This window comes from Acidovorax sp. HMWF018, assembly GCF_003061035.1.
Classification (GTDB): domain Bacteria; phylum Pseudomonadota; class Gammaproteobacteria; order Burkholderiales; family Burkholderiaceae_C; genus Acidovorax; species Acidovorax delafieldii.
In genome coordinates this window covers 15,607-16,651 of sequence record NZ_QAIM01000426.1, presented here as the reverse complement: position 1 = coordinate 16,651, position 1,045 = coordinate 15,607, and the positions used below count along the sequence as shown (strand labels likewise).

Sequence of the window (1,045 nt, the reverse complement as noted above, 5' to 3'; positions counted from 1 at the left end):
GTGTTGGTGATGCCATCGCCATAGGCGCTCTTTTGCTGTCCGCGTACGCCACTTGGACGACGTTCAGATTCAATCAGAAACAGAACAAGTTGATTGAGAGCCAGGATCGACTGAACAAGCTACTTCTGGAAAAAGAAGCCACTGAAATCCTCAACATTAAGAAAGCGGACCTCGGCGCGACGTTCATCAAGATCGGCAGCAACAACCGACGGCTGAAAATCTGGAACAAGGGGAAATCGGCCGCGCGCAACGTGTCGCTGTCGTTTCCCGATGGCAACGACTGCCTGGTTCAATCGGACATCGACTCGAAATTTCCGCTAGAGACACTGGACACGCTCCAGTCGGTGGAATTGATTGCGTCCATATCACTGGGTAGCAAAAGCAAGCACTCCATCAAGCTGACGTGGAGCGACGATTTCAGCGATCACAACGAGAAGGTGGTCTACCCGACGATCTGAAAAGATGCCTGCGCAAGGCCACTGGCTAGGAATAGAGCTGGCCGTCGGGACAAAGCAGACCAAACCACCGCTGCAGTTTCTTTTCTCGCGTGGCGAACGATCCTTCCAGTGTTCCCAACAGGAGGTAGTGCGCGTCGAGAACATCGTGCTCGATTTTCTCGTAGGCTTTTCCGCTCAGTGTGTCGGGAACACGTCCACCATAACGACAATATGCGTCCAGCGCGAAAAGCAACTGGACCTGCTGCCAACGAAATAGTGCCCAATCCCGGGTCATGATCGTGGCAGGCGGTAGTGGAAGTTCGCCCGAAGGGACTTCCAGGCTCCCGTAGAACTTCAACATTGCATCGGTATTGGTCGCGATGACCTCCTCGGCGGCCTCCCGCAGTGACTGTCGCTCCGCGCTGGTGCCTTCCAGAAGATTTGGGATTAGGGTCGGAATCAAGCGCACCCGGTCAAGAAATCGTTCGACATCTTCACGAAGTTCCGCCGTCTGCTCCTGAAGCGCCTCAGCCGCCGAAGGCGGCAGCGCGTAGTTCGCGCCGGTCAGCGCCTCGTTGAATTGGAAGCGGATATCCTCGTACCGCGTA

General features: G+C 55.4%; 2 protein-coding genes. One reads left to right on the top strand and one right to left on the bottom strand.

Annotated features, from left to right (window positions below):
- Positions 1-458: hypothetical protein (locus DBR23_RS17755; RefSeq protein ID WP_108499121.1), on the top strand; the 458-nt coding region annotated here is incomplete at its 5' end.
- 25 nt (positions 459-483) lie between these two features.
- Here DBR23_RS17755 and DBR23_RS17750 read toward each other — a convergent pair.
- The coding region (locus DBR23_RS17750) for a hypothetical protein (RefSeq protein WP_199227743.1) at positions 484-1,045 on the bottom strand (562 nt) is incomplete at its 5' end.